Genomic DNA, 24,187 nt, shown 5'->3' with positions numbered 1-24,187 from the left:
GATGTATATCCAAGTAGCATACAAAGGTAAGAATATTTTTGAAAACATACAAAAATATTAAGTGATTTTTAAATAAATAAAGTTTCATTATAGAAAAGCCCTCTTCCAGACGAGGCTGGAACAGGGCTTCTATTGCAGTTTCGCTTGTCTGTTTCTACATTGAGAAACGGAACTGGATATTTACTTCTTGTTCAGCAGAAGGTCTGTCTGTACGGCTACAGCCACGGTAGCACCCACCATTGGGTTGTTACCCATGCCTAAGTAGCCCATCATCTCAACGTGAGCTGGTACAGAAGAAGAACCGGCGAACTGAGCGTCGCTGTGCATACGACCCATGGTGTCGGTCATACCATAAGAAGCAGGACCTGCAGCCATGTTGTCCGGGTGCAGTGTACGACCCGTACCACCACCGGAAGCCACAGAGAAGTAAGGCTTGCCGGCGGCAATGCGCTCCTTCTTATATGTACCGGCAACGGGGTGCTGGAAACGTGTCGGGTTGGTGGAGTTACCGGTGATGGAGACATCCACGTTCTCGTGCCACAGGATAGCGACGCCCTCGCGGACATCGTCAGCGCCATAGCACTTAACCTTCAGACGAGCAGGGTTGTTGCCATAAGGAATCTCCTCGACAATGTTGAGCTTGCTGGTGTAGTAGTCGAACTTTGTCTTGACGTATGTGAAGCCATTGACACGGCTGATGATCTGTGCGGCGTCTTTGCCCAGACCGTTCAGGATCACGCGCAGCGGTTTTTTACGTACTTTGTTAGCCATCTCAGCAATCTTGATGGCACCCTCAGCAGCAGCGAAAGACTCGTGGCCGGCCAGGAAGGCAAAGCACTCAGTCTCTTCACGGAGCAGACGTGCTGCCAGATTGCCGTGGCCCAGACCTACCTTGCGGTCGTCAGCCACACTTCCGGGAATGCAGAATGCCTGCAGGCCGATACCGATAGCTTCTGCGCACTCAGCAGCACTCTTGCAGCCCTTCTTGATAGCGATAGCAGCACCGGCAACATAAGCCCACTTTGCATTCTCAAAGCAGATACGCTGTGTGTCTTCGCAAATCTGATAAGGATCGATGCCCAGCTTGTCGCAAATTTCGTTTGCCTCTTCGAGGTTCTTGATGCCATTGGCCTGGAGGGCAGCGTTGACCTGTGCCTCACGACGCTCCTGGCTTTCGTATTGAACTTTTCTAATCATACTGTGGTTCCTCCTTATTCTTTACGTGGGTCGATAGATTTAACAATGCCCTGGTCGGCAGTGGTGCGGCCATAGCGACCTGTGAACTTCTTCACAGCCTCGTTGGCGTCCATACCGTTCTTGATGGCTTCCATCATCTTGCCCAGGTGTACATACTCATAGCCACACACGAAGTCGTCCTTGTCGAGGAACATCTTGGTGATGTAGCCCTCGGTGAGCTCAAGGTAGCGTGTGCCCTTTGCCATGGTACCATAGAGGGTACCTGTCTGAGAGCGCAGACCCTTACCCAGATCCTCCAAACCGGCGCCGACAGCGAGACCATTCTCTGAGAAGGCACTCTGTGAACGGCCGTAGACAATCTGCAGGAACAGCTCGCGCATGGCTGTGTTGATAGCGTCGCAAACCAAGTCGGTATTCAGTGCTTCCAGGATGGTCTTGCCCGGCAGAATCTCAGAAGCCATTGCTGCAGAGTGAGTCATACCGGTGCAACCGATTGTCTCGATGAGGCACTCTACGATGACGCCCTCTTTGATGTTCAGAGAGAGTTTGCAGGCACCCTGCTGAGGTGCACACCAACCCACACCGTGGGTATAGCCAGAAATGTCTTTGATTTCCTTGGCCTGAATCCACTTACCCTCTTCAGGGATTGGAGCTGGGCCGTGGTAGGCACCCTTTTTGACAACGCACATGTTGTCAACTTCCTTAGAATAAATAATCATATTCGCTACAAATTAAATATGTAAATGTGTATTAGCTTGTGCAATTGCTATTTAGTATTGCAAAAATACAAAAAGAATATGGAATAGCTGTAGGGCGGTTTCTTTTTTTAACTTTTTTAAGTGCCTCCTCCGCACTTTGCTTTAGTGATGCCCGATGAAGCTGAGCAAAAAATCTACAGCACCGTTAACGCCGTATCCGCCTACGTCGAGACAGAGGTTGTAGTTACGCGCGTCGTAGCGCTCACATCCTGTGTATGTCTTGGTATAGAGCTCGCGGGTGTAGTCGTTGTCCTCGATGAGTATACGTGCTTTGCGCTCATCGACGTGATAGAGTTTCATGATTCGCTCCACACGCTGTGGCATTGGGGCGTGAAGGAAGATGCTGAGCTTGTTGGGATGGTCTTTGAAGACATGAAAACCGCAGCGCCCGACGATGACGCACGACTCCTGCTCGGCGACTTCTCTCATCGCTTTGGCTTGTGCGTAGAAGAGTTGCCGGGAGGTGATGTCGGTGGTGGTGGGAGTATATTCGCTGATGCTTACAAAGTTCTGATAAAACTTTGTGAAGTCTTCCCACCAGGAGGGTCTCTTCTTTTCCAGGCTGACGGCTTCTTCTTCGGTGAGGTTGAATTTCTGGGCTACGGCTTTCAGTATCTGCTTGTCAATGAGTTTAACATTGAGCCGTCGTGCCAGTTCTGCGCCAATTTCATGTCCTCCGGTACCAAACTGGCGGTTGATGGTGATGATGTATTGATCGTTGAGGTTCATAGTGTAGGGCTATAAAGTGAACATAAAGATTGGACGAGCAGTGATGCAAGCATCGTTGTTCGCTCATTGCAAAAATAGTCAAAAAAACGATAGACTCCAAATGTTTTCATAGAAAAATGTGCCGGAGATAAAAGAAGTCCGTTTGAAGATATAGAAATCCGTTTTAAGATATAGTAATCCGTTTGAAGATATAGAAATCCGTTTGAAGATATAGAAATCCGTTTGAAGATATAGAAATCCGTTTGAAGATATAGAAAAACAAAAAAGCAGTGATAAAAATATCACTGCCTTTTGAGGTGCCTGGCGGAGTCGAACCGCCTTGAACGGTTTTGCAGACCGTTACCTAACCGTTCGGACAAGGCACCAATGTCCTGCTTTTATCAAGCGGTTGCAAAGGTAATAACATTTTTTGGAATGACCAAACTTTTCCTCTACTTTTTTCTTTTCGGATACATAATTGTTCTTTTGGCAGTGTTTACTGTACTGGAGTAGGGTGGTATTGCAGCAGGCTGTTCATAGGGTAGGGGGGCACTGCATTGCTTTTTTACTTTCTTCAGTTTCTTCCACTTTGAAATAACCCAGTCTGTGGCTTATGCCTTTGTTGCCAAGTGACCGCAGTTGGTAATAACCGGGTGACAGGCTACGGACATCAGCTTGTTTGTCCTTGAATGGAATTACCATCATCTGCTGTCCCATCAGGTTATCGATGACGAGCCACTGTGCATCGAGCACTTTGCTCTTGGCGGGAAGGAAGAGGTGACCATCGTGGCAAGGAAGCAACTCAGAAGCATTGTGGCTTTGCTTGGTATAGCTTTGCAGGGGCTGGCTCTCATTGCCATAGCGGTCCATGGCAGTCACGGCGAAGTAGCGGCCAGCCGTGGGCACGGTGACCGTAGTGCTGTTCAGGCGGGCTGCTACCAGATTGCGGGCATCATTGATGTCTACGGGCCATGTCCGGCTGCTATATATATTATAATAAGGTGTAGTACCCTGCCACGAGAGCGAGTGGTCGGTGAGTTGCAGCCGTGTGGGCACTGCTGGCGTTGCCTTGCTTTCCCATGTCATGGCAGGAACTAAAGCTGGCGTACCGTCGAAGGCTTGTGCGAAATGGTAGATACCTTGAATGTTGTCTGTGAAAAATTTCCCGCGGAAATAGGTGTGTCCGAGATGGTATTTTCTGAGCAGATACATCTCGCGGGTGATATCCTCCAATTGCCATTTGCCCTCTTTGGGATCGAGGAAGTATACGCCCAGTCCCGGTGCTACGATCTTTCCATAGCTCTGTTCTGCCCAGTCGATAGCAAACGGGAAGAACTGTTCGTTGCGAAAGTACATCATCGGGAACAATTCGTCCATTAGTCCGTCTCTGAGCCAGCCTTGAGCGTCCTGGCAGACCTTGTCATAGGCATTCCAACCGTGACTCCAGTATCTCGAGAGATCATTGAACTTGCCGATTGGTGAACAGCTGATCTTCACCCAAGGCTTGATGGCCTTGACGCTGTCGTGAATAGCTTTGACGATCCACGTGATATTACTGCGTCCTTGCTCCTTGCTGACCTTCATCTTCCATGTTTCGGGGTAGCGGATATAGTCGAGATGAATGCCGTCAATGTCATAGTTCTGTGTGATTTCCTTGCAAATGTCGGCTAAGTAGCGTGCTGTCCTGGGGTCTTCCGGATTCATATAGCCGTCAGCATCTATCTTGCGGATAAGTCCCGGAAACTGTTGGCGCAGCCGTGCGCAGCCGAGCTTGTTCCATTTGCCCACGGGGAGTGTGACGACCCATGCCTGTAGTTCCATACCTCTGTTATGGCACTCGTCGATGACGAACTTCAAAGCGTCGTAGCCCGGAGACTTACCAGGAAAACCACTCAGACATCCGTCATAGGGCTCGTATTTCGAAGGGTAGATAACTGTGCCGCGAATGCGCGTTTGGATGAGCACCGTGTTGATACCCGCTTTTTGATATTGATCTAAGAGAGAGCATAGTTCCTGCTTCTGAATTTCAGCACTGTGTGTGCTTTGCGCATAGTGGTGAGGCCAGTCGAGCCCCCCGATGGTTGTCAGCCACACCGCTCTCACTTCGTGTTTGGGAGAAGCATAGAGGGAAGAGGTGGACTGGGCTTTTATCTTTGCACAAAATATGAAAGAAATCAGCAAACAGAATAAAGTACTTTTCTGCATCGTTACAATTATTTTCCACAAAGGTACAGATATTTTTTTGTTTTTCAAAAATAAGCATTACTTTTGCAATATAATTCGTCAGTTTTCATCGATTATGATTTCATTTACGATTGCGTTGTTGGCATTGCTTGCCGGCTATTTACTTTACAGTAAGTTCATCGAACGCATCTTTGGTCCCGACGACCGTCCTACTCCGGCGGTGGCCCATTCCGATGGTGTGGACTTTGTGACGTTGCCGAGTTGGAAGGTGTTTATGATTCAGTTTCTGAACATTGCGGGCACTGGTCCTATCTTTGGTGCCATCATGGGAGCATGGTATGGCCCTGTGGCTTATCTGTGGATCATCTTTGGATGTATCTTTGCCGGCGCCGTCCACGACTATCTCAGTGGTATGCTCAGCGTGCGCCACAATGGTGCTAATTTGCCTTTCCTTGTCGGTCGTTATCTGGGTGGCAAGGCACGCGTTGTGATGTTGGTCTTCTCCGTGTTCCTGCTGATGATGGTCGGTGTGGTTTTTGTCTACAGTCCGGCTCTGTTGCTGAAGGACTTTGGAGGCACAACGACACTTTGGGTGATTGTGATCTTTGCCTACTATATATTGGCCACCATGTTGCCTATTGACAAGATCATCGGCAAGTTCTATCCGGTCTTTGCCTTTGCCCTGCTGTTCATGGCTGTGGCACTGATGGTCTGTCTCTTCGTGAAGATGCCGGAGCTGCCCGAGTTGTGGAGCAATCTTGATGACTGCAACCGCAATACCAACACGGCTTGGTTGGGCACGACGGGCTACATGGCCAAAAATCCATTGTTCCCCTGTCTGTTCTTGACGATTGCCTGTGGAGCCATCAGTGGCTTCCATGCTACTCAGAGCCCGTTGATGGCACGATGCATCAAGTCTGAGAGGATGGGACGTCCAATCTTCTATGGTGCAATGATCACCGAGGGCGTCGTCGCTTTGATCTGGGCCACGGTGTCTATGTATTTCTTCTATTATGGTGGTTGGCGTGAGTGTGTCGACGCTCAGACAGCCAATGAGTTTATTGCCCAGTTCCAGGGAGGCAGCGGCAAGACGCTTATCCAGTTCTTCGCCGCACCGAGCGTCGTGGAAAAGGTGTGCACCGGCTGGTTGGGACTCTTTGGCGGCATCCTTGCCATCTTTGGTGTTGTGGCAGCTCCCATCACCAGTGGCGATACCGCGTTCCGCAGTGCCCGACTGATCATTGCTGAGGCTTTGCACCTCGATCAGCGTAGTATCGCAAAGCGCTTCTATATTGCCATCCCGATGTTTATCGCAGCCGTGGCTCTACTACTGTGGCAGATGGAGAATCCCGATGGCTTTAATACTGTGTGGCAGTGGTTCGGCTGGTCCAACCAGACGCTTGCCGTCTTTACCTTGTGGACGATTACTGTCTATCTCGTGCAGAAACGCAAACTGTTTGTCGTGACACTCGTCCCGGCACTGTTCATGACAGTGGTGTGTGCCACCTTCCTGATGGTATCGCCTATGGCTGCCGGTATTGACACTTCGGTTGGATATTGGGGCTCGCTGGCTGTGCTTCTCATAGCTATCTTATGGTTCTCGGCGTGGTATCATAAACAAACGAAACATAATAACCAATAATATTTAAGTGAATATGAAAAAGATTTTATTGCTTCTTTTTGTTTTCTCTTTGAGCGTGGTAAGCGCCAGTGCCCAGTTTGAGGAAGGAAAGAAATACGTGGGAGCCTCTTTGTCTGGTCTCGACATGAACTATAGCGGCAATGGCAAGTTCTCTTTGGGCGTTGAGGGCAAAGCTGGCTACTTCTTCAGTGACAACTTGATGTTGTTGGGTGAGGCCGGTTATGACCATCAAGGAAATCGTGACAATGGTGATGCCGTCCATGTCGGTGTAGGTGCCCGCTATTACATCACGCAAAACGGTATCTTCTTGGGAGCCAACTGCAAGCTGATGCATTTCGACCACAACTACAACGATTTCATGCCTGGCGTAGAGGTAGGCTATGCCTTCTTTATTAACCATAGTGTCACCATCGAGCCGTCGCTCTATTATCAGCAGAGTTTCAAGAACCATTCTGATTTTTCCACGATCGGCTTTAAGGTGGGATTTGGCATATATCTTTGATGCAGCAATATCCTTCAGCATTATTACAGCGTGCGGTTGACGAGTTCAGCCGCCTGCCGGGTATTGGCAGTAAGACGGCATTGAGGTTGGTTTTGAATCTGCTCAAGCAGCCTGAAGAGTCTGTGGAGCATTTCACGTCTGCGATCTCTCATCTGCGTAAAGACATCAAGTATTGTTCTGTCTGTCACAACATCAGTGACACTGATGTCTGCTCGATCTGTTCCGACAGCCATCGCGACCATGGACTGGTGTGCGTGGTGGAGAATGTGCAGGATGTCATGGCAATAGAGAATACACAGCAATACGATGGTCTTTATCATGTCTTGGGCGGTCTCATCTCACCGATGGAGGGCATTGGCCCTGGTGACTTGCAGATCGCGTCGTTGGTAGAGCGAGTGGCAAAAGGGGGCATCAGAGAAGTGATTCTGGCTCTCAGTTCCACGATGGAAGGCGATACGACGAGTTTCTATATCTCCCGTCAGTTGAAACCTTATCCCGTGAAGCTGTCGGTCATATCCCGCGGCATTTCCGTCGGCAATGAGTTGGAGTATACCGATGAGGTGACCTTGGGCCGTTCGATCGTCAGCCGTACACCGCTTGACAAATCATAGTATCATGAAAAGCGTATTGAATATACTTCGACTTGAAGCAGGCCTTTCAGTGCTGATTAGCTTGTGTTTTGTCGTCTTGTATGAGAATGACATTCTGCTTGTCGGACAGTGGGGGGCGGACCGTATTGCCGATTATTATTGGGCCATCTTCATGGAGGTGGCTACGATCTGCCTAATTCCTCTGAGTCTACGACTGTTCAAGTGGAAACATGTGGCGTCTGCCATTCACAGTGATGGCGACAAAGCCATGCTTCGTTGGGGCACCTTGCGCTTAGCGATGCTCTGTGTGCCGATGATGCTCAACACATGGCTCTATTATCAGTTTGTGAATGTTGCCTTTGGTTATATGGGCATCATTGGGTTGTTGAGTCTTGCTTTTGTCTATCCCACCCGTACAAGATATATCCAGGAGATGAAATGAAACTCTCGGTAGTGATTGTCAATTACAATGTCAAGTACTATGTAGAGCAGTGCTTGAAGTCGCTTCAGCGTTCATTGGCTACAGTGGACGCTGAGGTCTTTGTGATGGACAACCATTCCCGTGACGGTTCAGTCGACTATCTTGCATCCCGTTTTCCTTGGGTGAAGATAGTCAGACTCAATCATAACCTTGGCTTTGCTAAGGCCAACAACAAAGCCATCACGATGAGCCATGGCGAGTATGTACTGCTGCTCAATCCCGACACGGTGTTGAGTGAGACACTCATTCCCCGCGTGCTGTCGTTTATGGATACTCATCCTCGTGCTGGAGCATCGGGTGTGTGGATGATGGATGCCTCGGGTGAGAATGCCAAGGAGAGCCGTCGTGGTATTCCTACGCCGATGACATCTTTCTATAAACTTTCCGGCCTGTGCTCTTGTTTTCCGCATCATCCTCGCATCGGTAAATATTATATGTGTGCCCATCCTTGGGACCAGGCCGAGCAGATTGAGATCGTCAGTGGTGCTTTTTGTATGCTTCGCCGCAGAGCACTGGAGGATGTGGGCCTTTTAGACGAGGACTTCTTTATGTATGGCGAGGATATCGATCTCAGCTATCGTATCCTCAAGGCAGGGTGGGAGAACTGGTATCTGCCCTATAAGATGCTTCATTATAAAGGAGAGAGCACCGAGAAGTCCAGTTTCCGGTATGTCCATGTCTTCTATGAGGCTATGCTCATCTTCTATCGTAAGCATTTTCGCCACTTCAATATCCTTGTCAACATTCCGGTGCAGACAGCCATCTGCGTGAAGGCTTTCCAAGCGTTGGTCAGTATGCAGTTGCATAAGATGCGCAAGAGTCTCGGCTTTGTCACTCCGTCAGTCCGGCGAGATCCTCTTTTTGTGGCTTTTGTCTCTGCATCGTCACAGTCCGTATGTGAGGATATTATCACTTTCAATGGATTAAACGCTGAGGTTCATGTCGTCTCTCAGTGGAATGAGGTTCAGAAAATAGTGTCCGATATACTTATGAGTCATCTTTCGCCACTCTACATAGTTTTCGATACCCAACAGTGTTCCTATCAGAAAGTTTTCGATCTGGTCAACAGCCAGCCTTCTCAGTGTCTTGTGGGGTGGCTCGATGCCGATGCACAACTTATCATCACGTCGAAGGATGTGTTTACCTCTGATTCAGCTCATACATAATACCTATATAAATAAAATGTAATTAGGTCGTCATGGAAAAGAATTCTTCAATTTCCTCATCTTGTTCCCATCGTCATCCCTTTGTACTGCTGCGTGCGATGGAGCCAGAGGACTTGGATCTGCTCTATCGTATTGAGAACGATTACGACCTGTGGCAGGTGGGCAGCACCAATGTTCCCTATTCCCGCTATGTGCTTCACGACTATATCGCCAATACAACGGGCGACATCTTCACCGACAAGCAACTGCGCCTGATTGTTACCGATGTCAGTGGAGCGAATGTCGTAGGTATCGTCGACTTGATAAATTTCAATCCTCAGCACCTGCGGGCCGAAGTGGGACTGGTTATTCAGAAAGCTTATCGTGACCAAGGATATGGCAGAGCCGCTATGGAGGAACTGATCACTTATACCCGTGAGGTGCTGCATCTGCATCAACTCTATGCTTTTGTGGCTCGGGATAACACGTATTGTCTGAAGCTTTTAAAATCCATTGGCTTTCAACAAAATGCACTGCTCAAGGATTGGCTCTACGATGGGAAAGAATATCACGATGTAGAGCTTCTGCAATTTTTTTTGTAAAAAAGTTGGCCAATTATTTGGAGGTTTCAGAAAAAACGAGTACCTTTGCACTCGCAATTCAGAAATGAGGCGCAAAGATCACAAAATGGTGCGTTAGTTCAGTTGGTTAGAATGCCTGCCTGTCACGCAGGAGGTCACGAGTTCGAATCTCGTACGCACCGCTTAGGCGGTCAAAATTTATTTTGGTGCGTTAGTTCAGTTGGTTAGAATGCCTGCCTGTCACGCAGGAGGTCACGAGTCCGAATCTCGTACGCACCGCTGAAGAGAGTTCCTCCACGAGGGACTCTTTTTTTGTGTCCATAGATTTTCATCTCGCTCTATTGAGATGTGATTTTGGAAAGCGTGCTTTTCCGTGCTCATACTTTTGTCTTTTCCGTGCTCATACTTTTGTCTTTTTCGAAGCTCATGCTTTTTGTCTTTTTTCTATGATTACACAGTTAAAAAGACGCTGTTTCGTTTTTTTTCTGTATCTTTGCAAGTATAATTAATCATAGAATAGGACTAACATTATGTTTGAGAATTTAAGTGACCGTCTTGAGCGGTCGTTCAAGATATTGAAAGGTGAAGGTAAGATCACCGAGATCAATGTCGCAGAGACGCTCAAGGACGTGCGGCGTGCATTGCTGGATGCCGATGTCAACTATAAGGTAGCCAAGACATTTACCGACACGGTAAAGAAGAAAGCTCTTGGTCAGAATGTGCTTACGGCCGTGAAGCCTGGGCAGATGATGGTCAAGATCGTGCACGATGAGCTGGCCAGCCTTATGGGTGGCGAGGCTGCAGAGTTGCATTTGGAACAGAAACCAGCCATTATTTTGATGTCCGGTCTGCAAGGTTCCGGTAAGACCACGTTCAGTGGCAAGTTGGCCAATATGCTGAAGACCAAACAGCACCGCAATCCGCTGTTGGTGGCTTGTGACGTTTATCGTCCGGCAGCTATCGATCAGTTGAAGGTCGTAGGTAGCCAGATCGACGTTCCCGTCTATACAGAGCCTGAGAACAAAAACGTTAACGAGATTGCCCTCCACGCCATCCAGGAAGCCAAGGCCAAAGGCTATGACACGGTCATCATCGATACTGCCGGCCGTCTGGCTGTCGACGAGCAGATGATGGATGAGATAGCTTCCTTGAAAGAGACTGTTAAGCCTGATGAGACACTCTTCGTCGTTGACTCCATGACGGGTCAGGATGCCGTCAACACTGCCAAGGAATTCAACGACCGTTTGGATTTCGATGGTGTCGTTCTTACCAAGCTCGATGGTGATACCCGTGGTGGTGCAGCTCTCTCCATCCGTACGGTTGTCACCAAGCCCATTAAGTTCATCGGTACCGGCGAGAAGATGGAGGCCATCGACGTGTTCCATCCCGACCGTATGGCTGACCGTATTCTCGGTATGGGCGACGTGGTCTCTCTCGTGGAGCGTGCCCAGGAGCAGTTCGACGAGGAAGAGGCACGCAAACTGCAAAAGAAGATTCAGAAAAACAAGTTCGACTTCAACGACTTCCTCAATCAGATTGAGCAGATCAAGAAGATGGGCAATCTGAAGGAGCTGGCCTCTATGATTCCCGGTGTGGGCAAGGCTATTAAGGATATCGACATCGACGACAATGCCTTCAATGGTATTGAGGCGATCATTCGCAGTATGACGCCGCAGGAGCGTACTCATCCCGAGGTGCTCAACGTGAGCCGTCGCCAGCGCATTGCCAAAGGTTCCGGCACATCTATTCAGGAGGTCAACCGACTCATCAAGCAGTTTGATCAGACCCGCAAGATGATGAAGATGGTCACCGGCAGCCAGATGAAGTCTATGATGGCAAATATGGCGCGCATGAAAGGCGCAATGAATCAATAAATATAAGCTATGTACACGTTGATAGATGGAAAGGCCACTGCTACTGCCATCAAGCAGCAGATTGCCGAGGAAGTGAAGGAAATGGTGGCCAATGGCGCTAAGCGTCCTTGTCTGGCTGCCGTGTTGGTGGGGCATGATGGCGGTTCCGAGACCTATGTCAAAAACAAGGTCATCGCCTGCGAGCAGTGCGGTTTCGAGTCCCGTCTGATCCGCTATGAGGATGATGTCACTGAGGAGGAGCTTCTCGCCTGTGTGGCCAAGCTCAACAATGACCCTCAGATTGATGGCTTCATCGTACAGCTGCCTCTGCCGAAGCATATCGATGAGCAGAAGATCATCATGGCCATTGACTATCGCAAGGATGTCGACGGCTTCCATCCGATCAACGTAGGCCGCATGGCCATTGGCCTTCCGTGCTTTGTGTCAGCAACACCGTTAGGCATCATGACGCTCTTGCAGCACTACCATATCGAGACATCCGGAAAAAAATGTGTGGTGCTGGGGCGTAGCAACATTGTCGGCAAGCCGATGGCTCAGCTGATGATGCAGAAGCAATATGGCGACGCCACGGTGACGGTCTGCCACTCCCATACTAAGGACATCAAGGCTGAGTGCCGTGAAGCAGACATCATCATTGCGGCTATCGGTCGTCCTGACTTTGTCACTGCCGACATGGTGAAGGAAGGCGCAGTCATCATCGATGTCGGGACTACGCGTGTGCCCGATGCTACAAAGAAGAAAGGTTTCCGTCTCAATGGCGACGTGAAGTTCGACGAGGTGGCACCGAAGTGCTCATTCATCACACCGGTTCCCGGAGGTGTAGGTCCTATGACGATCTGCTCATTGATGAAGAATACGCTGGCCGCAGCTAAGAAGGAATACTACAAATAAGGTAATGGGCCCCTTCGGGGGCTCACTGCTTTTGCTGTTTAAAAGAATCTACTTCCCATTTCAAAATTTCTACCGATGAACACCAAACTATTACTCTTCTCTACATCGCTATTCGTTACAGCCTCACTGCCATCGGCAGTTTGGGGACAACGTCAACAGCCTTCCTATGAGATAGCCGGGCGTGACACCACATGTCAGCTTTTTCTCTATTCTCCCGGACCGACCAAGGGATTACATGTAGCCTACTTCACTGATCGCAACCAGTGGCAGGACATAGGACAGCTCTGTGGTTCGGACTATGGTGCGTGGGGCAGCGAAAAGAAGATGTACTCGCCTTATGTCATTCAGGCTCAGGACGGAACGTGGCGACTGCTCTTCTCGGTCAACAACTATGCGCCCTGCTTTGCGGCTGCCTACAGTGAAGACTTGGTGACATGGCGCCCGCAGGACTATCCGCGAGTTAAAGAGAAAGGTGTGTTGGAGCCGATCATGTTCCAGATGGATCCCGACAATATCGACATCTATTTCAAGGCTAAGGATGGTTCCCGCCATTATGTGCAGGCTTCCAATGACTTCCGCCATTTCACGGAATCTGCCGATGCGAGCACGATAGAGGATGCTGCCTGGATGCGTGACACAGCGACCATTGCCGGCACCACTTTTCAGGGTAATTCCTTCGACGTGCCTAAGCTGCAGTTGGATTATCTCTTCCAGTATTTCGACGCCATGGCCAATGATGCCCGCATGAGTGCTGAGACCATGAAGGACGACGCGACGCGTTTCGCTTCTCTCACCGCACCGCTGACGACAACACTGACCATTGATCCGTCAAAGCAAAAGACGATCAGTGACCGGCTGATGGGCGTTTTCTTCGAGGACATCAGCTATGCTGCCGATGGAGGCCTCTATGCCGAACTTGTCCAAAACCGCGATTTCGAGTATACTTCCGACGATCATCGTGGTTGGGATGCTACGACGGCATGGAAGAGCAATCATCCGATTCGTGTCAGCACGGCGGAGCCTCTGAGCAAAAACAATCCTCACTATGTACTTCTGGCCAAGCAAGACACACTCTATAATACGGGGTGGGGCAGAGTGATGGCTGAGCCGCTCCAGCAGTTCGACTTCTCCGTTTTTGTCCGTTGCAACAATGGACGCAAGAACCAGTTGCTGGTGAGTCTGGTCGACGACAAGGGTGAGATGCTTGCAAAAGAGAAGGTGAAAGTTGAGGGAGAGGGCTGGCAGCGCTACGCTCTGCCTTTGGTCATTGACAAGAAAGCCTTGAAGAGTCAGGTCAGGCTCATGCTGACCCCTCTGAAAGACGACAGCATCGCCGTAGACATGGTGAGCCTCTTTCCTCACGACACCTTCAAGGGACATGGGCTCCGAAAGGACTTGGCAGAGGCCATTGCTGCCCTTCATCCAAAGTTTGTGCGTTTCCCCGGGGGATGCATGAGCCATGGTCAGGGGCTTGACAACATCTATCACTGGAACGAGAGTGTAGGCCCCTGGCAGGACCGCAAGCCCGCGAAGAATATTTGGGGATACCATCAGACACGCGGACTGGGCTTCTACGAGTACTTCCAGTTCTGTGAGGACATCGGTGCCGAGCCACTTCCCGTGCTGGCTGCGGGCGTACCCTGTCAGAACTCCGCTGCCGATAAGGACGGCTACGGCGGTCAGCAAGGTGGTATCCCGATGGCGGATATGCCGGCTTACTGTCAGGAGATCCTTCACATGATCGAATGGGCTAATGGCGATCCGGCCACTTCCAAGTGGGCAAAGATGCGTGCCGACGCAGGTCATCCGGCACCGTTCCACCTTAAATATATCGGTATAGGCAACGAAGATCTCGTCTCCACGACCTTTGAGGAGCGCTACGAGATGATATGCAAAGCCATTAAAGAGAAGTATCCCGACATCATCGTCTGTGGCACGGTGGGACCCTTCCATAATCCGTCGGCCGACTATATCGAGGGCTGGCATTTTGCCAAAGCCCATCATGATCTGATCGACATGGTCGACGAGCATTACTACGAGTCACCGGGATGGTTCCTGCATCATCAGGACTACTACGACGACTACGACCGCAAGGGCCCGAAAGTCTATCTCGGCGAGTGGGCATCCCGCGACCGTCGTGTGGAGAATGCGTTGGTCGAGGCCATCCACCTGTGCAATGTCGAGCGCAATGGCGATATCGTCAGCATGGCAAGCTATGCACCGCTACTCTGCAATGAGGCTCATCAGAACTGGAATCCCGACATGATCTACTTCAATGCAGACAGCATCACGTCGCTGACTCCCAGCTATTATACCCAGCAACTGTGGGGCAACAGTGCCGGTGACCACTATCTCGCTTCTCACTTCTCTTTGCCTGAGACCATTCGCTATCGTGTGGCATCGAGTGTGGTTCGGGATCAGAAGACGGGAACCACCTGGGTGAAACTCGTCAACGCTTTGCCACAGTCCCTGACAGTGGATGTGAAGGGTATGACGATTTCCCAAGGTGCTGAGGCCGTAGGCTTCTACGGACAGCCCAATGATAAGAATGTTAAGGTGGAGACCACTCGTGTCAGTGGTTCTGCGATTAAGCTAAAGCCCTATTCCGTGAATGTGATTACAATCCCTCGGCAATAGGGTAGAGAACTCGCCGATAAGCGTTTTCGTAGATTGACATATAGGCAGGTGACAGTGACTTTCTGTCATCTGCCTTTTTCTTGGTTGCTAATTGTCCTTTTCTTCTTGCTTTGTAGTCTCCAATCCATACTTTTTGTTAATTTATGTTTTATTGCCTTCAAAGTGTTAAAATAATTTGGAAGTTTAAGAAAAATCCCTTTACTTTGCACACAGTTTGTATGCAGCATAACAGAAATATATATTAATTACATAAAGACAAATAAGTTATGAAAAAGTTATTTACCTTGATGGCAGCAGCCCTGATCGCTGCTGGCGCATCTGCACAGACAGTGCAGGAGAGTAAGACATTCGACAACATCTACGTTGGCGTTAATGGCGGTGTGGCAACAAAGACCACAGGCAACGCCTGGCTGAAGGGTCTCAATCCTAACTTCGGTGTTCGCGTTGGCCGTTGGTTCACTCCTGTCTTCGGTCTCGCTGTTGAGAGCAACGCCTATTTCTCCAATAAGCCTTTCGCTTCTACCGGTACGGCTGTCCGCTTCCTCAACACTAGCCTGCTGGGTACTGTAAACCTGAGCAACTGGTTCGGTGGCTACAAGGGTGAGCCTCGCAGCTTCGAGGTGATTCCTGTTGCCGGTCTGGGCTGGGGTCATATCTTCGGTCACAACAACGAGCGCGTAGGCAGCAAGGATTTCGACTACCGCAACAATCTGACTTCTAAGTTGGGCATCGACTTTGCCTTTAACTTCGGTAGCCAGAAGCAGTGGCAGGCTTATGTTGAGCCTTCTATCAACTATGGCTTGAACGACAATACAGACCGTGTCAACTACAATCTGTCCAACGCTGGTATGAAGTACAACATCAACCATAGCTACGTTCAGCTCAACGCTGGTGTTGTCTACAAGTTCAAGAACAGCAATGGCACACACAACTTCAATATCGTGAAGCCTTACGACCAGGCTGAGATCGATCAGCTCAACAGCACGATCAACGACCTGCGCGACGAGCTGGCTAAGAAGCCTAAGGAGATCGTCAAGGAAGTCGTCAAAGAGGCTCCGGCTTCTCAGGAGGTGAAGGTAGAGAACCTTGTCTTCGTGACATTCGCTCAGGGCAAGAGCTTCCTGACCAAGGAGGCTAAGAAGGCTCTCGACGCTGTGAAGAGCGGCAAGCATGTTCAGATCGTTGGTACTGCTTCTCCAGAGGGCAGCAAAGAGGTCAACGACAGACTGTCTCAGGCTCGTGCTGACGAGGTTGCCAAGTATCTCAAGAAGAACGGTGTCGTAGTCGATGAGGCTATTGGTAAGGGTGTTCAGGGTACTACATCCAACCGTATTGCTGTTGTTTACGTGAAGTAATCGTTTCACAAACATATTTATTTGCTCCCTGCTCGTAGTTACCTATGAGCAGGGATTTTTTTGTTTCAAGACTCCCGAAGTTGAAATATGCCGCAACCCTTTTCCATGTCTTGTTCGATTGTTGAATAAACTGACAAAAAAGTGGGTCTGAGAATGCGATTCTCAGAATCAAAGCGTCCTTTGCTTCAATTTTCGCAATTTTGAGGCATTTTTGTTAACTTGCTGGTTTACAGGGATATATGTTGCATTGTGCTTTTTTGGTTCTATCAAAACAGTGGAATGAGACAAAATTTTCTAGAGAATTTTGTCTCATTCCACTGTTTTGATGTCGTCATCTCAGTTGTTTTACTCGGTCATTTCAGTTATCTGACTTGGTCAACTCAGTTATCTGACTTGGTCATCTCAGTTGTTTTCTCCTAAAAACCTTCTCTTTTCTCCCTCAGATTTTTCTTTTTTCGATTTTTCAGTCCGGTGGTCTCTCTAGAATGTGTTAAAAGGTTGACAGACTTTTGTCAATAAGTTTATTTTTCGAAGGTCATGCCGAAAGGGGCATGCCACAATAGTGGTTAGGTACTTTTAAGCAGACAATCTGTAATAACCAATATTGTCAAGGTACTGTATGGCTTTGTTTCTGTCACAAATCTGTAAACCTCGTGATTCAAGCAAATTAACGAGATTTTCCGAAGATTCAAACCGTTTTGTAAAGGGAATAAGACTCGCCATGTTCAAATGTGTATAAACAAAAAACGCCTCGCACGATTTGAGCATTGTTAAGAGGCTTGGCGAGGACTGACGTCGCGAAGATACGAATAATCATTGATAATACAAACTGTTTAGCAAGATCCGCATCGGTGAATATCCAATACCAAGCATTATCGACATCGTGAACAGCATACGTTTAGCAAAAGGCAACGTATTCGCTGAATGGAAAAACTCAGAAACTGCCAAATTCTTTGAAGACCATGGTTATAAAAATAAAAAGCAAGCTGGAGGCTACTTTTTCTAACATAAAATTACGCTAAAATCTGCCGAACTGCTTAGAATGAGCGATTTATGAGTTTTTTACCTCAATGGAGGTAATGACTTAGCAACGGTTCTAATTTCTACAATTTGCATACGTTTGCTTGTCAAACAACTCTTTTCATCTTGGGGCAAAGATACAATTTTAAATTTAGAATACTGCATTGTTGCATGTTTTTTAGAGTTTATTATCATCTCAAATATAATTAGGACTCTGAAAATATGCAATAATGTGCGGTATTTTATGAAATTATCCGTAGAATCTTACCGTATTCTCGAAATTTATTGTATTTTTGCAGCAGTAATGACATTTAATAAGAGGTGAAATGGACAATATAGTTTGCAAAGTAGTAGCACTTGGTGGCACTATCTCCACTACTGATATATCTCATTTGTCAGATTATAAACGACTGTTGAGAGCTAAGGAGCGTGGCGACTTGATAAAGTTGCGTCATGGCATATATGCCGTTCCCGATGCTTTGCTTAATACAATGATTGATGTGGAGCGGATTGTACCCAATGGCATTGTATGTCTATATAACGCCTGGGCTTACCATCAGCTTTCAACAACAGTACCACCAGCCTTTTGCATTGCTATCGCTAACAAGCGGAAAGTGGTGATACCAGATACGCTTCCGATAGAGCTGTATTATTGGAAGAAGGAGAACTTGGAGTTCGGCATTATGGATGCGGAAATTTCAGGGTATCATGTTCGTATCACCGACATGGAGCGAAGTGTTTGCGATGCTGTAAAATACAGAAACAAAGTGGGGCTGGATGTTTGCGCTGAAGTGATACGCTCCTATCTGAAAAAGCCAAACCGCAATCTCACTCGTTTGCAAGATTATGCCAAACGCCTCAGAGTATTCAACACATTAAAAAATTATCTTGAAATAGCAATAGAATAAAATAGGAAAGAAAAACTTTACGGCCCACATGGATACTATCGCTTACAACATGTCTGTTGACATTGGCTTTGGTGATGTTGTAACTCCATATCCAACAACTATTGACTTCCCATTGCTTTTGCCTGACATTCCATCTGTGAACATACAGGCATATTCCTTGGAGACTGTTGTTGCCGAGAAATTCCATACGATGATAGACCGAGATGTGCTCAACAGTCGCATGAAAGATTTCTTCGACTGTTACCAACTCCTGACAAAGAGAGACTTGTCTGATGACACATTATATGATGCGATTAAGGCGACTTTCGATAATAGAGGGCTTACATACAATCCCGAATTGCAGTTGTTTACAGAAAGTTTTGCGACAGACGCAGCACGTATAGTTCGCTGGAAAGCATTTCTGAAAAAGATTCAATGGAAAGAAACTCTTGATTTCAAGACTGTTATGGAAGTAATAAAGGAAAGGTTGCAGCCTATGGCTGAAAAATATTGGAAAAAGTAGTTTACCCTTTTATCATTCTTTCGTCTTTGAATATAAAGAACACTAAAAATAGAAGATTATGATAAAAAGTAAGATTTCAGTTGCTGTACTATTTCTGCTATGCCTTTGTTGGTTACCAACACTTGCATTGGCAAAAGGAAAGAGCCATTTTACGGTAGAAGATTCACAATATGGAACTCGCCTTGTGAAATGGGAAGGAAAAGACTCTGTTGTGGATTTTAATAACATCCAAGAGCTTAAGGATGTAAAAGTAATAGGAGAAATGTCTGTTGTGTACTGATTTTGGTTGACAGTTTAGTGTCTTATATTGCGTTGTTATTCCTCTTGGATATCTGAGAACTTACACCAATTCTTGTCGGCAGCATAAGCGCCCTTGCAGCCCTTGGGGACATAAAGCTTGCCCTTGGCAAGTTGCTTGGTGATCACCACATTAGGCGGTGTTGTCCATTGCACATGCAACTCAAGCACCCGACAGGGTGAGAAGGCAAGTCTGCTCAGGTCTTTCACGGTGGCAGGGATATACAGGTCGTCAAGGACTGAGCCTGTGGAGAAGGCTCCTGACCCTATATATTCTAACTGTGAGCCTTCGATGGGGATACCAATAAATGACATGTTTGTGCAGGAAAAGAAAGCCTGACTGTCAATGCTCTTCACCGTAGAGGGGATCTCGATACCTGGCAGGGAAGAACAATTAGCAAAGGCTTGGATGCCAATCGCCTTGAGATGCTCAGGCAGCGTGATCTTTTCGAGACTCGTACAGTCGCGGAACATATCCTCGCCCACTTCATCATTACGGGTATAATACTGCTCGTTCAACGCCGTCGTGAGATACGCCTTGCCACCACTGACGATACGTGCGCCAAACAAGTCGAGGGCCTTCAGCGTCTTGTATCGGGTCAGTAATGTGCGCAGTGCGTAGATATCGTCACCATTGAGCTCGCCCGACACTTTAAGACTTTTGATGTAGGGCGTGGTCTTAGGATCTGTCGAGAGAAATTCGGCTAAGGCACCTGGCTTTAAGTTGTTGAGCACGGGATTCACATCACCTACGGTTCCAGTTTGCCACACGATGACATTTGCCGTTGGCACGCCATCACCCATCACGTATATGGTGGATGCCTTGCCTAAACCTTCATTCTTCGGCACCTTGCCATTGACCGCGATCGTCCATGCCTTGCCTTCCTCATGGCTGGGCTGCTCATAATCATAGTAGATATATGACAGTCCTTCTGCTACATCGGCTTTCATACGCACGGGAACGTTCGTCTTCACGGTAAACGTGAAAACCGTATCGTTAGGCGCCAACTTGATGACTTGCGTGCTACTTTCCATCTTTGGAAAGGCACTCTGACTGAAGGTAATGTCCCTACGTTCTTTTCCCTTCATCAAGCAGAGCTTCGCCGTACGTGTGTCCCAGTCGTTGTTGGGCTGAGCTGTCAGGTATAGATCCAGTTCATCGGAATAGCTCCCTATTTTATCTAACATGAGCCAGTTTGGATGTTCTGACTGAATATAGCACGAATCAACGCTCACATTCGTAAACTTGAACTCGGTCATACCACCTTCCTTGCTGAGGGTATAACTTCCTTTGTCGAGTACCGTTTGGGATACTTCGTCTCCTCCTCTCAGGTCAGAGATTGTTTCTGTTTCATCGCTACACGAGATACATAATAACAAGGCGATCACGGATAGCATTTTCTTAAGGGCAGAATACTTCATATCAAATAAATAGGTTTCACTTTACAAAAATACTAATAATTGATGAAAGTGGCAACATATATTATGATATTTTTCCTGTTTTCCGCGTTAACGTCTGTCAACGACCATAAATCATTAAAATCAATAAAGTGACACTTTGTATTTGGGATTCTGGGTTGCGCAAGCTATCTTTGCATCATGTTCATACACAAGAAACGCCACAGATCAGGTGCCTATAGCATCGAGGTGCTAAGGAAGGACAGATGCTCTCGCAAGAATGTAACTGTAAAGATTATCGGAACAAGTTCCAATGCGCAAGAATTGCTTGCTTTGGAACGTAAGGCCCGTGAGTTTATAGACTCACAACTTGGTCAGCCTATTCCGATGGACTATCATTATCCTTTCGAAGACGATTTTGAGCGTTTCCTCTCTGGTATTTCCAATACGCAGATTCAAGTGATTGGCCCCGAGCTATATATGGACGTCTTTACGACAAGATAGGCTATAGCTGGATAAACAACGAGATGTTCCGTCATTTGGTCATTTGTCGCCTATTTAATCCAGGCAGCAAACTCCGCACAGTGGAGTATCTCCGCCAATACCTGAACAAAGACTACGACGTGGAAGCCATATACAAGTTCCTTGATAACCTTTGTTTCCGCAAAGACAATATGCTCATAAAATCGGCTTTGGGTGGCGCAAAATAGGAAAACAGGAACAGTTGCAATCAGTACAGCTCGATTCTATTGATGAGTTTAGAGAATTTATTCCACCTTTAATGTTGATAGCGTCATCTTCTGTAACGAAAGATTTTACAATACTTCTTATTTTCATACAGCACTCTTTTATGACAAACCCTTGATTGGTTTGGTAGGCTTTTGTGGAGTAGTCTCATTCTTGTTGCTAATGAAACAATCACAAACACATTCAACATTATCAACACTTGAGTTCAAGCCACCTTTAATATTGGTTGCCTCTTCATTACTCAACATCTCATTGGGATGCAAAACTTTAATTTTCATCTTTTTATTAACTACCTACTCATATAGCTTTTCGGTACACGCTCCTGTTATGCAGTCTGGTCTGTTTATACAGAGTTCCGGAGTCTGTTTTTATCTTAAATATCAAATATAGTTTTATAAAAGAACACAAAATGCGATAATTGCCACAGACAATAGTAACATTGCTACAATGGCAGTACCATATCGTATGAAAATGGGCGGTCTCTCCGTCATAATGTCACGAACTTTCTCGCTACGAAGTTCCACATTCTCTAAATCTTTCATCTTATCCATAATACTTCCTTTAATTCCCTAATTCTAGCTGGTTCTTAACAAGATTATAGTAGGCTCCACGTTTTGCTGTCAATGTTGCGTGATTGCCAGTTTCAACAACTCTTCCTTTATCCAAAACAATAATTTGGTCGGCATTCTTTACAGTACTCAATCGGTGTGCCACAATTACGACTGTCTTTCCTTTGTAGAACTTATCCAAGTTCTCTACTATCGCCCGTTCATTGCTTGCGTCCAACGAGTTGGTTGCTTCATCAAGGAATATGAACATCGGGTTCTTATACACTGCGCGGGCAATCAAAATCCGTTGTTTCTGGCCTTGACTGAGCCCCATGCCATCCCTGCCGATATTTGTATTGAACTTAAGGGGCAATGCCATTACAAAGTCTTTCACGTTTGCAATCTCTGCTGCCATCTCCAGCCTCTCTTGGTTTATCTCATCGTCATCAACGGCAATGTTCCTTGCTATAGATTCAGAGAATATGACTCCATCCTGCATAACCACACCACACTGGCGACGCCACCATTTTAAGTTATATTTCGTAATGTTGTGTTCTGCAATGGTTATCTCGCCATTCATAACTGGATAATAGCCCAGCATGAGTTTAATCAAGGTTGTTTTCCCACTTCCAGATGCCCCCACGATGGCTGTTATCTTTCCCTCTGGGATGTGAATACTGACATCCTCTATTGTCTTTGACAACGCATGAGGGTCATATTTGAAGTCAATATGAGAAAGCACAATATCATGATTCTCATCACCAAGCTCTGTCCTTATACGCCCCGCATCCTCTTCGTTATCTTTTTTATGGATTTCGTTGATACGTTCAAGACTTATTTTTACGTCCTGTATAGAGTATATGAAGTGCATAAGCTGCTCGATGGGGCTGTTCAACTGACCGATGATATATTGGACAGCCAGCATCATACCAAGCGTCAGACTGCCATTGATAACGGCAGTAGCTGAAACAACTGTGATGATAATGTTTTTCAACTCATTGATAAAGATACTTCCGGCTTCCTGGGTCTGTTGGAGTTTCAGACTTTTCATCTGTACCTTAAACAAATCAGCCTGCACATCCTCCCATTCCCAACGGCGACGTTGCTCACAGTCTTGCAACTTGATTTCCTGCATTGAGGTCAGGAACTGATAAGTCTTATTGTTGTTGATGGCCTGCTGTTCGAACAACTCATAGTCAATCACTTTCCTGCGCCGCAAGAACAATGTCATCCATCCGCCATAGAGGAGACTTCCCAACAGGAAAATAAAGAAGATAAGCCTGTTATAAACCAACAGCACACAACTAAACACAGCAAAACTGATCATTGAAAAAGCCACACTTAACGTCTGTTGTGTCAAGAAACTGTTTACGCGTGAGTGGTCGCCGATTCGCTGCATCAGGTCACCCATCAATTTTGTGTCAAAAAACGACATTGGCAACTGGAGCAACTTGATAAAGAAATCGCTTACTAACGAAATGTTTATGCGCATGGATATATGCAGCAGAAGCCATCTCCTAATGAAATCAACAGATGTCCGACTAATGGTAATGATAAGTTGCCCTAACAATATTAACCAGATGAAGCCAATGTCTTGGTTTTTAATGCCAATATCGACAATGTTCTGGGTAAGAAACGGCAAAGCAAGTTGCAAGAGACTCCCCACAAACAGGCCTAACAGAATCTGTAAGAAATACTTCCGATACTGATTGATATATCCTAACAGAAAGCCAAAAGACCTTTCTTCTTCCTTTATATCGTTACTCTCTTGTTCGTAAAACATTGGAGTTGGTTCAAGGAACATGGCAATACCTTTTTCTTCACCGTCTGATACCGTTTCTATCCAGTGACTTTTGAAGTCATCAATATTGTAAGTCACCAAACCTTTCCCTGGGTCTGCAATATAGAATTTCTTATTCTTTTTTACTTTGTACAAAACAACGAAATGATTCTGATTCCAATGCAGGATACATGGCAATGTCGAAGCAGGCAGTTCTTCTATTGTTAAGCGCCCGCTAATTGTATAAAAGCCAAGTCTGTTTGCTGCATCTTTTATTCCTAAAAGAGAAATTCCCTCTTTAGTAGGATGACATATTGTAATCGGTATCTTTGCACCAACAAATTTCAGAAATTAGCAATGTAGCAGATTTCGGAAAAATGAATGTAGCAGATTTCGGAAATTAGCAATGTAGCATTTCCGGCAAATAAGGATGCAACATTGG

General features: G+C 46.9%; 22 protein-coding genes and 3 tRNA genes. 17 read left to right on the top strand and 8 right to left on the bottom strand.

What is annotated here, in order from left to right:
• Positions 1–180: 180 nt before the first annotated feature.
• From FYJ73_RS03440 to FYJ73_RS03420, 5 genes are all read right to left on the bottom strand, one after another.
• Positions 181–1,197 carry a GGGtGRT protein gene (locus tag FYJ73_RS03440; protein ID WP_154533320.1) on the bottom strand — a complete coding sequence of 339 codons (1,017 nt, stop codon included), beginning with the start codon at positions 1,195–1,197 and terminating at the stop codon, positions 181–183.
• A gap of 14 nt (positions 1,198–1,211) precedes the next feature.
• Entirely contained in the window at positions 1,212–1,913 is a 702-nt protein-coding gene (locus FYJ73_RS03435; RefSeq protein ID WP_262280342.1) for a hypothetical protein, read from the bottom strand.
• 144 nt (positions 1,914–2,057) lie between these two features.
• Positions 2,058–2,684 (bottom strand): cytidylate kinase-like family protein, encoded by a 627-nt coding sequence (locus FYJ73_RS03430; RefSeq protein ID WP_154533318.1) that lies wholly within the window; start codon positions 2,682–2,684, stop codon positions 2,058–2,060.
• Positions 2,685–2,978: 294 nt separating this feature from the next.
• A tRNA-Cys gene (locus tag FYJ73_RS03425) sits at positions 2,979–3,049 on the bottom strand.
• Between the two features lie 148 nt (positions 3,050–3,197).
• Entirely contained in the window at positions 3,198–4,868 is a 1,671-nt protein-coding gene (locus FYJ73_RS03420; protein WP_154533317.1) for a glycoside hydrolase family 10-like protein, read from the bottom strand.
• A gap of 94 nt (positions 4,869–4,962) precedes the next feature.
• Between FYJ73_RS03420 and FYJ73_RS03415 the strand changes: the two genes are divergently transcribed.
• The 15 genes from FYJ73_RS03415 to FYJ73_RS03345 all read left to right on the top strand — a co-directional run bounded on the left by FYJ73_RS03415 (position 4,963) and on the right by FYJ73_RS03345 (position 19,255).
• Positions 4,963–6,489: a carbon starvation CstA family protein gene (locus FYJ73_RS03415; protein ID WP_154533316.1), complete on the top strand. Its 1,527-nt coding sequence runs from the start codon at positions 4,963–4,965 to the stop codon at positions 6,487–6,489.
• A gap of 13 nt (positions 6,490–6,502) precedes the next feature.
• Positions 6,503–6,991 (top strand): outer membrane beta-barrel protein, encoded by a 489-nt coding sequence (locus FYJ73_RS03410; protein WP_154533315.1) that lies wholly within the window; start codon positions 6,503–6,505, stop codon positions 6,989–6,991.
• Positions 6,991–7,602 carry a recombination mediator RecR gene (gene recR / locus FYJ73_RS03405; RefSeq protein WP_154533314.1) on the top strand — a complete coding sequence of 204 codons (612 nt, stop codon included), beginning with the start codon at positions 6,991–6,993 and terminating at the stop codon, positions 7,600–7,602. The genes FYJ73_RS03410 and recR overlap by 1 nt, the downstream gene beginning before the upstream one ends.
• Positions 7,603–7,606: 4 nt before the next feature.
• The gene (locus tag FYJ73_RS03400; protein ID WP_154533313.1) at positions 7,607–8,023 is read left to right on the top strand and encodes a hypothetical protein; all 417 of its coding nucleotides are present in this window, start codon (positions 7,607–7,609) and stop codon (positions 8,021–8,023) included.
• Complete coding sequence (locus tag FYJ73_RS03395; RefSeq protein ID WP_154533312.1) at positions 8,020–9,228, top strand: glycosyltransferase family 2 protein; 1,209 nt, start codon at positions 8,020–8,022, stop codon at positions 9,226–9,228. The genes FYJ73_RS03400 and FYJ73_RS03395 overlap by 4 nt, the downstream gene beginning before the upstream one ends.
• A gap of 32 nt (positions 9,229–9,260) precedes the next feature.
• Entirely contained in the window at positions 9,261–9,809 is a 549-nt protein-coding gene (locus tag FYJ73_RS03390) for a GNAT family N-acetyltransferase (RefSeq protein ID WP_154533311.1), read from the top strand.
• 87 nt (positions 9,810–9,896) lie between these two features.
• A tRNA-Asp gene (locus FYJ73_RS03385) sits at positions 9,897–9,970 on the top strand.
• 23 nt (positions 9,971–9,993) lie between these two features.
• Positions 9,994–10,067, top strand: a tRNA-Asp gene (locus tag FYJ73_RS03380).
• Positions 10,068–10,318: 251 nt separating this feature from the next.
• Positions 10,319–11,662 carry a signal recognition particle protein gene (ffh, locus tag FYJ73_RS03375; RefSeq protein WP_154533310.1) on the top strand — a complete coding sequence of 448 codons (1,344 nt, stop codon included), beginning with the start codon at positions 10,319–10,321 and terminating at the stop codon, positions 11,660–11,662.
• Between the two features lie 9 nt (positions 11,663–11,671).
• Positions 11,672–12,553, top strand: coding sequence for a bifunctional methylenetetrahydrofolate dehydrogenase/methenyltetrahydrofolate cyclohydrolase FolD (folD, locus tag FYJ73_RS03370; protein ID WP_154533309.1), 882 nt, complete (start codon positions 11,672–11,674; stop codon positions 12,551–12,553).
• A 75-nt stretch (positions 12,554–12,628) separates the two neighbouring features.
• Positions 12,629–15,190 (top strand): alpha-L-arabinofuranosidase C-terminal domain-containing protein, encoded by a 2,562-nt coding sequence (locus FYJ73_RS03365; RefSeq protein ID WP_154533308.1) that lies wholly within the window; start codon positions 12,629–12,631, stop codon positions 15,188–15,190.
• Positions 15,191–15,456: 266 nt separating this feature from the next.
• Complete coding sequence (locus tag FYJ73_RS03360) at positions 15,457–16,545, top strand: OmpA family protein (RefSeq protein ID WP_154533307.1); 1,089 nt, start codon at positions 15,457–15,459, stop codon at positions 16,543–16,545.
• 1,346 nt (positions 16,546–17,891) lie between these two features.
• On the top strand, positions 17,892–18,473 hold the full coding sequence (locus tag FYJ73_RS03355; protein WP_154533306.1) for a type IV toxin-antitoxin system AbiEi family antitoxin domain-containing protein: 582 nt from the start codon (positions 17,892–17,894) through the stop codon (positions 18,471–18,473).
• A gap of 28 nt (positions 18,474–18,501) precedes the next feature.
• Positions 18,502–18,975, top strand: coding sequence for a nucleotidyl transferase AbiEii/AbiGii toxin family protein (locus FYJ73_RS03350; RefSeq protein ID WP_235899201.1), 474 nt, complete (start codon positions 18,502–18,504; stop codon positions 18,973–18,975).
• A gap of 58 nt (positions 18,976–19,033) precedes the next feature.
• Positions 19,034–19,255 (top strand): hypothetical protein, encoded by a 222-nt coding sequence (locus tag FYJ73_RS03345; RefSeq protein ID WP_154533305.1) that lies wholly within the window; start codon positions 19,034–19,036, stop codon positions 19,253–19,255.
• 35 nt (positions 19,256–19,290) lie between these two features.
• Here the strand turns inward: FYJ73_RS03345 and FYJ73_RS03340 are convergent, their stop codons facing one another.
• Positions 19,291–20,460, bottom strand: a complete 1,170-nt coding sequence (locus FYJ73_RS03340) for a leucine-rich repeat domain-containing protein (RefSeq protein WP_206081672.1) — start codon at positions 20,458–20,460, stop codon at positions 19,291–19,293.
• A gap of 411 nt (positions 20,461–20,871) precedes the next feature.
• On the opposite strand from FYJ73_RS03340, the gene FYJ73_RS03335 reads away from it, so the two are divergent.
• Both FYJ73_RS03335 and FYJ73_RS03330 read left to right on the top strand, forming a co-directional pair.
• Entirely contained in the window at positions 20,872–21,174 is a 303-nt protein-coding gene (locus FYJ73_RS03335; RefSeq protein WP_154533303.1) for a hypothetical protein, read from the top strand.
• A gap of 23 nt (positions 21,175–21,197) precedes the next feature.
• On the top strand, positions 21,198–21,380 hold the full coding sequence (locus FYJ73_RS03330; protein ID WP_154533302.1) for a hypothetical protein: 183 nt from the start codon (positions 21,198–21,200) through the stop codon (positions 21,378–21,380).
• Between the two features lie 138 nt (positions 21,381–21,518).
• Here FYJ73_RS03330 and FYJ73_RS03325 read toward each other — a convergent pair whose 3' ends face one another.
• Positions 21,519–21,695: a hypothetical protein gene (locus FYJ73_RS03325; protein WP_154533301.1), complete on the bottom strand. Its 177-nt coding sequence runs from the start codon at positions 21,693–21,695 to the stop codon at positions 21,519–21,521.
• 283 nt (positions 21,696–21,978) lie between these two features.
• The gene (locus tag FYJ73_RS03320; protein WP_419471127.1) at positions 21,979–24,021 is read right to left on the bottom strand and encodes a peptidase domain-containing ABC transporter; all 2,043 of its coding nucleotides are present in this window, start codon (positions 24,019–24,021) and stop codon (positions 21,979–21,981) included.
• Between the last annotated feature and the right edge of the window lie 166 nt (positions 24,022–24,187).

It is taken from the genome of Hallella mizrahii (assembly GCF_009695775.1).
In the GTDB taxonomy this organism is placed as follows: Bacteria; Bacteroidota; Bacteroidia; order Bacteroidales; family Bacteroidaceae; genus Prevotella; species Prevotella mizrahii.
Note: the sequence above shows the minus strand (reverse complement) of the source record. Positions and strands in the feature narration are given on the sequence as shown.

Coding starts and splice junctions, on each gene's coding strand:
- FYJ73_RS03355 (WP_154533306.1), top strand. CDS start 17,892: ATGGACAATATAGTTTGCAAAGTAGTAGCACTTGGTGGCACTATCTCC.
- FYJ73_RS03395 (WP_154533312.1), top strand. CDS start 8,020: ATGAAACTCTCGGTAGTGATTGTCAATTACAATGTCAAGTACTATGTA.
- recR (WP_154533314.1), top strand. CDS start 6,991: ATGCAGCAATATCCTTCAGCATTATTACAGCGTGCGGTTGACGAGTTC.
- FYJ73_RS03430 (WP_154533318.1), bottom strand. CDS start 2,684: ATGAACCTCAACGATCAATACATCATCACCATCAACCGCCAGTTTGGT.
- FYJ73_RS03345 (WP_154533305.1), top strand. CDS start 19,034: ATGATAAAAAGTAAGATTTCAGTTGCTGTACTATTTCTGCTATGCCTT.
- FYJ73_RS03410 (WP_154533315.1), top strand. CDS start 6,503: ATGAAAAAGATTTTATTGCTTCTTTTTGTTTTCTCTTTGAGCGTGGTA.
- folD (WP_154533309.1), top strand. CDS start 11,672: ATGTACACGTTGATAGATGGAAAGGCCACTGCTACTGCCATCAAGCAG.
- FYJ73_RS03330 (WP_154533302.1), top strand. CDS start 21,198: ATGTTCCGTCATTTGGTCATTTGTCGCCTATTTAATCCAGGCAGCAAA.
- FYJ73_RS03340 (WP_206081672.1), bottom strand. CDS start 20,460: ATGTTAGATAAAATAGGGAGCTATTCCGATGAACTGGATCTATACCTG.
- FYJ73_RS03350 (WP_235899201.1), top strand. CDS start 18,502: ATGGATACTATCGCTTACAACATGTCTGTTGACATTGGCTTTGGTGAT.
- FYJ73_RS03440 (WP_154533320.1), bottom strand. CDS start 1,197: ATGATTAGAAAAGTTCAATACGAAAGCCAGGAGCGTCGTGAGGCACAG.
- ffh (WP_154533310.1), top strand. CDS start 10,319: ATGTTTGAGAATTTAAGTGACCGTCTTGAGCGGTCGTTCAAGATATTG.
- FYJ73_RS03390 (WP_154533311.1), top strand. CDS start 9,261: ATGGAAAAGAATTCTTCAATTTCCTCATCTTGTTCCCATCGTCATCCC.
- FYJ73_RS03420 (WP_154533317.1), bottom strand. CDS start 4,868: ATGCAGAAAAGTACTTTATTCTGTTTGCTGATTTCTTTCATATTTTGT.
- FYJ73_RS03335 (WP_154533303.1), top strand. CDS start 20,872: ATGTTCATACACAAGAAACGCCACAGATCAGGTGCCTATAGCATCGAG.
- FYJ73_RS03360 (WP_154533307.1), top strand. CDS start 15,457: ATGAAAAAGTTATTTACCTTGATGGCAGCAGCCCTGATCGCTGCTGGC.
- FYJ73_RS03415 (WP_154533316.1), top strand. CDS start 4,963: ATGATTTCATTTACGATTGCGTTGTTGGCATTGCTTGCCGGCTATTTA.
- FYJ73_RS03365 (WP_154533308.1), top strand. CDS start 12,629: ATGAACACCAAACTATTACTCTTCTCTACATCGCTATTCGTTACAGCC.
- FYJ73_RS03325 (WP_154533301.1), bottom strand. CDS start 21,695: ATGAAAATTAAAGTTTTGCATCCCAATGAGATGTTGAGTAATGAAGAG.
- FYJ73_RS03400 (WP_154533313.1), top strand. CDS start 7,607: ATGAAAAGCGTATTGAATATACTTCGACTTGAAGCAGGCCTTTCAGTG.